This window comes from Pseudomonas sp. PS01299 (genome assembly GCF_029960145.1).
Classification (GTDB): Bacteria; Pseudomonadota; Gammaproteobacteria; order Pseudomonadales; family Pseudomonadaceae; genus Aquipseudomonas; species Aquipseudomonas putida_A.
The window spans coordinates 1-5,932 of record NZ_JASCPO010000302.1; the positions used below are offsets into that span (position 1 = coordinate 1).

At 61.1% G+C, this 5,932-nt stretch carries 7 protein-coding genes; 4 read left to right on the forward strand and 3 right to left on the reverse strand.

Going from position 1 to position 5,932, the window contains the following annotated elements; genetic code table 11:
- Positions 1 to 207: 207 nt before the first annotated feature.
- Complete coding sequence (locus QMX91_RS28320; protein ID WP_282413725.1) at positions 208 to 2,337, forward strand: TonB-dependent receptor; 2,130 nt, start codon at positions 208 to 210, stop codon at positions 2,335 to 2,337.
- Between the two features lie 31 nt (positions 2,338 to 2,368).
- Here the strand turns inward: QMX91_RS28320 and QMX91_RS28325 are convergent, their stop codons facing one another.
- The 3 genes from QMX91_RS28325 to QMX91_RS28335 all read right to left on the reverse strand — a co-directional run bounded on the left by QMX91_RS28325 (position 2,369) and on the right by QMX91_RS28335 (position 3,539).
- Positions 2,369 to 2,761: a hypothetical protein gene (locus tag QMX91_RS28325; protein ID WP_282413726.1), complete on the reverse strand. Its 393-nt coding sequence runs from the start codon at positions 2,759 to 2,761 to the stop codon at positions 2,369 to 2,371.
- 38 nt (positions 2,762 to 2,799) lie between these two features.
- Positions 2,800 to 3,096 carry a hypothetical protein gene (locus QMX91_RS28330; RefSeq protein WP_098964351.1) on the reverse strand — a complete coding sequence of 99 codons (297 nt, stop codon included), beginning with the start codon at positions 3,094 to 3,096 and terminating at the stop codon, positions 2,800 to 2,802.
- A gap of 74 nt (positions 3,097 to 3,170) precedes the next feature.
- Positions 3,171 to 3,539: a hypothetical protein gene (locus QMX91_RS28335; RefSeq protein WP_282413727.1), complete on the reverse strand. Its 369-nt coding sequence runs from the start codon at positions 3,537 to 3,539 to the stop codon at positions 3,171 to 3,173.
- A 41-nt stretch (positions 3,540 to 3,580) separates the two neighbouring features.
- On the opposite strand from QMX91_RS28335, the gene QMX91_RS28340 reads away from it, so the two are divergent.
- The 3 genes from QMX91_RS28340 to QMX91_RS28350 all read left to right on the forward strand — a co-directional run bounded on the left by QMX91_RS28340 (position 3,581) and on the right by QMX91_RS28350 (position 5,856).
- Positions 3,581 to 3,811, forward strand: coding sequence for a hypothetical protein (locus QMX91_RS28340; RefSeq protein WP_096796409.1), 231 nt, complete (start codon positions 3,581 to 3,583; stop codon positions 3,809 to 3,811).
- A gap of 250 nt (positions 3,812 to 4,061) precedes the next feature.
- Positions 4,062 to 5,381: an NAD(P)/FAD-dependent oxidoreductase gene (locus QMX91_RS28345; RefSeq protein ID WP_282413728.1), complete on the forward strand. Its 1,320-nt coding sequence runs from the start codon at positions 4,062 to 4,064 to the stop codon at positions 5,379 to 5,381.
- 58 nt (positions 5,382 to 5,439) lie between these two features.
- Complete coding sequence (locus tag QMX91_RS28350; RefSeq protein WP_003225869.1) at positions 5,440 to 5,856, forward strand: RidA family protein; 417 nt, start codon at positions 5,440 to 5,442, stop codon at positions 5,854 to 5,856.
- Positions 5,857 to 5,932 lie beyond the last annotated feature (76 nt).

Sequence of the window (5,932 nt, forward strand, 5' to 3'; positions counted from 1 at the left end):
TTTCAACATTTAACACGCGGTACTAGTGGCCGCTATTTCACGCGGCCTGTCGTCTGCGTGTATGGCCCTGACTGCCGCCTCCTGAGCCATCCTGCCCCCGCCTGCCACGCAGCGCCCCGTTAAAAAAGCAAAATTGCCATGTGTTTCCATCGTTCCTTCTTGCGTCGCACTGTTCATTGCCCGTCCCTGTCTGTCTGGAGTTTCTCGATGCCGTCGCCCAAATCCCTGCCCTCTGCCCTGCTGGGCCTGGCCCTCGCCTGCCCGGTCATGGCCGAGGAACCCAAAGGCATGGAGTTGGGACAGGTGCTGATTTCGGCTGAAGAACAAAGTGGCGCCGATGCCTCCGTGGCTGAGGCCGATGCGCGCCTTGAGCAGGTGCCCGGCGGCAGCAATGTGGTCGACATGCGCCAGCCGTTGCAGGGCCGTGTGGCGAGCAATCAGGATGTGCTGGCGTATCAGCCCGGGGTCTACGCGCAGTCGGCGGGTAATGAAGGGGTGAAAATCTCGATCCGTGGTTCGGGGATCAACCGCGCACCGGGCGCGCATGCCTCGGGGTTGTACACGATGCTCGACGGCCTGCCGCTGACCGGCCCCGGCGGCACGCCCTACGAATTGCTCGAACCGCTGTGGCTCGACCATGTGGAGGTGCTGCGCGGCGCCAACGGCTTTGATCGCGGTGCACTGGCACTGGGCGGCGCTGTCGATTACGTAAGCCGCACCGGATATGACGCGCCGAAATTGCAGGTGCGCTATGCCACCGGCAGCCACGGTTATCAGCAGCGTCAGGTGAGTTCCGGGCAAGTGCTGGGCGACTTCGATTACTACGTGTCGCTGACCGATGCGAACGCCGACGGCTATCAGGATCACACCGCCAGCGAGAGCAAAGGCGTGATCGCCAACTTCGGCTATCGCTTCAATCCGAACCTGGAAACCCGCTTCTATATCCGCTATCGCGAGACCGACAACGATCTCGCCGGCCGCGTGACCAAACACTCGATCGAGCACACTCCAAGGGCGGCCAACCCGGCTTATGTGTCGCGCGACGACAGCCGCAAACAACCGGGCAGCACCTTCATCGGCAACAAGACCACCTACTACATCGACGACGATTCGAGTATTCAGACCGGGCTGGTCTATCACGACTACCCGATGGACCTGCGCGAAGGCCCGAACCGTCTGAAAGTGGCCTACACCGACGTCAGCGGCACGTTCGACTACAAGCGTCGCGACACTTTGTTCGGCATGGAAAGCCGCAGCACCGTGGGCCTGCGCACCACCAAACACCTGCCCAACGACGGCGCCAGTGAATTCGTGCGCATCCCGTCCGGCAACACCGCCGCGTATGCGCCGGGCACCCGCATGCGCAACTTCACCTATCAGGGTTCGGACACCGTTCTGCACGTGGGCAACGACCTGGAAATCGCCGACGACCTGTGGCTGACCACCGGCCTCGCCGCCATTTACACCCGCCGCGAAAGCGCCGTCACCTACCCGCAAAGCGGCGGCAAGACCAGCCTGAACGACTGGGATTACGCGCCACGTCTGGGCCTGCGCTATCAGGTCACGCCGGACCTGCAACTGTTCGGCAACCTCAGCCGTTCGGTCGAAGCACCGCACCCGTGGTCGCTGATCTACAGCTCGAACATCCGCTTCCCGGCCGGCAACGGCGCGGCGACCGGCACCCAGAGCGACCCGATCAAACTGCAGAACCAGACCGCGACCACCCTCGAACTCGGCGGTCGCGGCGACAGCGCGCTCGGCCAGTGGAGCCTGGCGTGGTACTACGCCCAGGTGCGCCACGAATTGCTGTCGGTACTGCCGGACGCCAACGCCGTCACCCCGTACGAACTCAACGCCAGCCCCACCGTGCACCAAGGCGTGGAAGCCAGCCTGCAAAGCACGCTGTGGTCAGCCGCCGACGGGCGCAAACTGAGCCTGCGTCAGGCCTACACCTTCAGCGATTTCCACTACCGCGACGACCAGCGTTTCGGCGACAACCGCCTGCCCGGCCTGCCGATGCACTACTACCAGGGCGAACTGCGCCACGACTGGCCACAAGGTTTCTTCGCAGCGGTCAACACACAACTGGTGTCCAAAGTCGCGGTGGATTACGCCAACAGCTACTACGCCGATCCCTACGCACTGTTCGGCGCCACCGTCGGCTACAACGCGCCGAAAAACGACTGGCAGACCTGGTTGGACCTGCGCAACCTGACCAACCAGCACTACGCCGCAACGGTCACACCGGGATATGACGACAAGGGCCTGGATGCGGCGCGGTCTACGCCGGGTGAAGGGCTGGGGGTTTATGTCGGGGTATCGTGGAGTTTGCTCTGACGGTTTGCATACTCGGCAACCCGCCGGGTTACTACTCCAACGTAGGCAAATGATTACGCAAAATATTCTCCAGCCCCGGCCGCGTATGTTTCTCCCAAGGGCAAACATCCTGCGCATCGCCTGTGTGCAGATACTCGCCGGCATCAAATGCCTGATAGATGTCAAAGGCTGGCTGGGGCATTTCTGCGTGCATCGACACATCAACGATGGGGTTGATAAGTGCATTCATCACTTCATCGCCAAACTCAAAATCACGCTTGTTTGACAGGAAATCTCTGGCTACGGCGATCGCGACTTGATTAAGCAGATCGCGACGCTCGACCTGCAGCCGCTCACAAAAGGGTTGCAGATCGATGTTCAAGCCTTCTTCAATCGCTTCCAGCATGACCAGATAAAGATCGGCTTCACTCAACGGCCTACTCATCACACATTTTCCTGCTCTGTTCTTGATGCTCGCCCGGTTCACTCATAAAACTTGCCGGCCAGCAAAATGCTCGCACAGCGCTGCCATACGTTGGCCGAAGATTCCTCTGCTGCCACCTGCCTGGAACTGTCGATTGCCCAGGCACCTGCAGCCTCAAGAAACGCATCCACAGATCCATTTTCCCAACCCAAGGCGCCCGGACCATAGGGTGACAGCGGTTCGTTCATTGTCCGCTCACGGGCGAAATCGGCACCCAGTGCCTGAATAAACGTAATGAACGATTGCTCGTCGTTCACGCGTTCCAGCAACTCATCAAGATCATCAGGCGCAGACATCGTGGCAAATTCCTGTTGGTGAATGGGTTTGCCCGGGATGCTGCTATGCATCGACCAGAGGGTCAACCCGTCCGTCAAAACGGCCCCTGCGTCATCACCCGCGTCTCGATGATGCTGCGCAGCGCAACGACCCGCTTCTGATACAGATCGGTCAAACAATCGAGCTTCGCGCCACAGGCCTTGCGGCCTTTGAGGAAGTCCTGCTGCTCACCGATCAGAGCATCACGCCCGCCCATCGGCAGCAGGCGTTTATCGAGGCTGAACAGCTCGCCCATGGTGACGTCCAGGTCGTTCAAGGCGCGGTTGGCGCAGACGGCTTTTTCGTCCATGGATTTTGCCTTGCCGCAGTCAAAACTGGCGGCTTGAGTTGAATTTGCAGCGATCAGCAGCGCACAGCCGAGGGCGGCTGCGGTCGCCCGTGAAATTTCTCGAACTCCCGTCATGGCTTCGTATCCAACGTTGTAGGTCAATGGAGGTATGAAAAATGAAAAGCACCGACGATATCAAGCCTGCAACACCTCATAACGCGCCACCGCTCGACTCCTCGGGCAAACCGGTGGATGTGGTGAACCGCGATCTGCAGGACAGCGACGACGACACCCGCGCCGTGGACGAGGTGATTACCCCCACCTCCACCCGCGTCATGGAACAGGACACCGAGGAGCTCAAGCGTAAGACCGATGCGATCGAACGCAAGGTCGCCGACGGTAACTGACGCGACGCTCCCCCTCCTTAAAGTGAATTTTCACCTTCCTGTCCCGGGTTTTCCTGCCCGGGACAACCCTCCCCCTGTCCTGTAAGCCGCGTTTTTACTGGCTTCGCCCCTTCTGCTTCAGCAATTTGTATTCACATCCCAGCTTAATAATATTTTACCGATACCCCCCTCCTGCCTAGTCTGACCGCAAGCAAAACGGACAAGCCTGAAGCGATCCGAATCCACTTGCCTTGCCAGGAAGGATGTAGAAATGACCACTGAAATAATAAAAACAGACACGCTTGTCGTGGGGGCCGGACAGGCCGGTGTGGCGATGAGCGAGCACCTGAGCAAACTCGGCGTGCCGCACCTGGTGCTGGAACGCAGCCGCATTGCCGAACGCTGGCGCAGCGGGCGCTGGGACTCGTTGGTGGCCAACGGTCCGGCGTGGCATGACCGCTTTCCGGGGCTGGAATTCGATGATGTCGATCCCGACGGTTTCGCCCATAAGGAGCGCGTGGCGGACTACTTCGAAGCCTATGCGAAGAAATTCAACGCGCCGATCCGCACCGGGGTCGAGGTCAAAAGCGTGGTGCGCAATGTCGGGCGTCCGGGCTTCACCGTCGAGACTTCCGAAGGAGTGATCGAGGCCAGCCGCGTGGTCGCGGCGACCGGCCCGTTCCAGCGCCCGGTGATCCCGCCAATTGCGCCGCAAGACCCGCGTCTGTTGCAGATCCACTCCGCCGACTATCGCAATCCGCAGCAACTGCCCGCAGGCGCAGTGCTGGTGGTTGGCGCCGGTTCGTCAGGCGTGCAGATCGCCGATGAACTGCAGCGCTCCGGCAAGCAGGTGTACCTGTCGGTAGGTGCGCATGACCGTCCGCCGCGTGCCTATCGCCACCGTGATTTCTGCTGGTGGCTGGGGGTGCTCGGCGAGTGGGATCAGGCGGCGATGAAACCCGGTCGCGAGCACGTGACCATCGCGGTCAGCGGCGCGCATGGCGGGCGCACCATCGACTTCCGTGGTCTGGCCCATCGCGGCATGACCTTGGTCGGCGTCACCGAGTCGTTCAACAACGGCGTGGTGACCTTCAAGCAGGACCTGCGCGACAACCTCAAGCGCGGTGACGAGAACTATCTGGCGCTGCTGGATGCCGCCGATGCCTACATCGAGCGCAACGGTCTCGACCTGCCGGAAGAACCCGAAGCACGCGAAACCTATGCGGATCCCGAGTGCGTGAAAAATCCGCTGCTCGATCTGGATCTGGCCAAGGCCGGGATCACTTCGATCATCTGGGCCACCGGGTTCGCCGTGGACTATTCCTGGCTGCAGGTCGCAGCGTTTGACGACAAGGGCAAACCGCAGCACCAGCGTGGCGTGTCCAGCGAGCCGGGGGTGTATTTCCTCGGGCTGCCATGGCAGTCGCGCCGTGGTTCGTCGTTCATCTGGGGCGTGTGGCATGACGCCAAACACGTGGCCGACCACATCGCCACCCAGCGTAAATACCTCGATTACAAGGATGCCGAGCAGCGTGAAGCCGCCCTGCATTCGACCGCCAGCACGAAAGCCGCCGATACCGTCGACGCTTGATTGCCCTCTTTCGCGGCGGTGCCCGGTGCGCCGCTGAACACTCAGTCTGGAGCTGTACATGAGCAAGCCAACCCACACCCGCATCCGTATGTTCAACACCAAGGACACCTACCCGAATCAGACGCTGGACAACGACCTGTGCCAGGCCGTGCGCGCCGGCAATACCGTGTATGTGCGGGGTCAGGTCGGCACTGATTTCGACGGCAATCTGGTGGGCCTCGGGGATCCGCGCGCGCAGGCCGAACAGGCCATGCGCAACGTCAAGCAACTGCTGGAAGAAGCCGGCAGCGACATGAGCCATATCGTCAAGACCACCACCTACCTGATCGACCCGCGCTACCGCGAGCCGGTGTATCAGGAAGTCGGCAAGTGGCTCAAAGGCGTGTTCCCGATCTCCACCGGGCTGGTGGTGTCGGCACTGGGGCAGCCGCAGTGGCTGATGGAGATTGATGTGGTGGCGGTGATTCCCGAGTAAGTCGGAAGACCGAGTCGCGGCCTTCGCGAGCAGGCTCACTCCTACAAGGGAACGCATTTCAAGGTAGGAGTGAGCC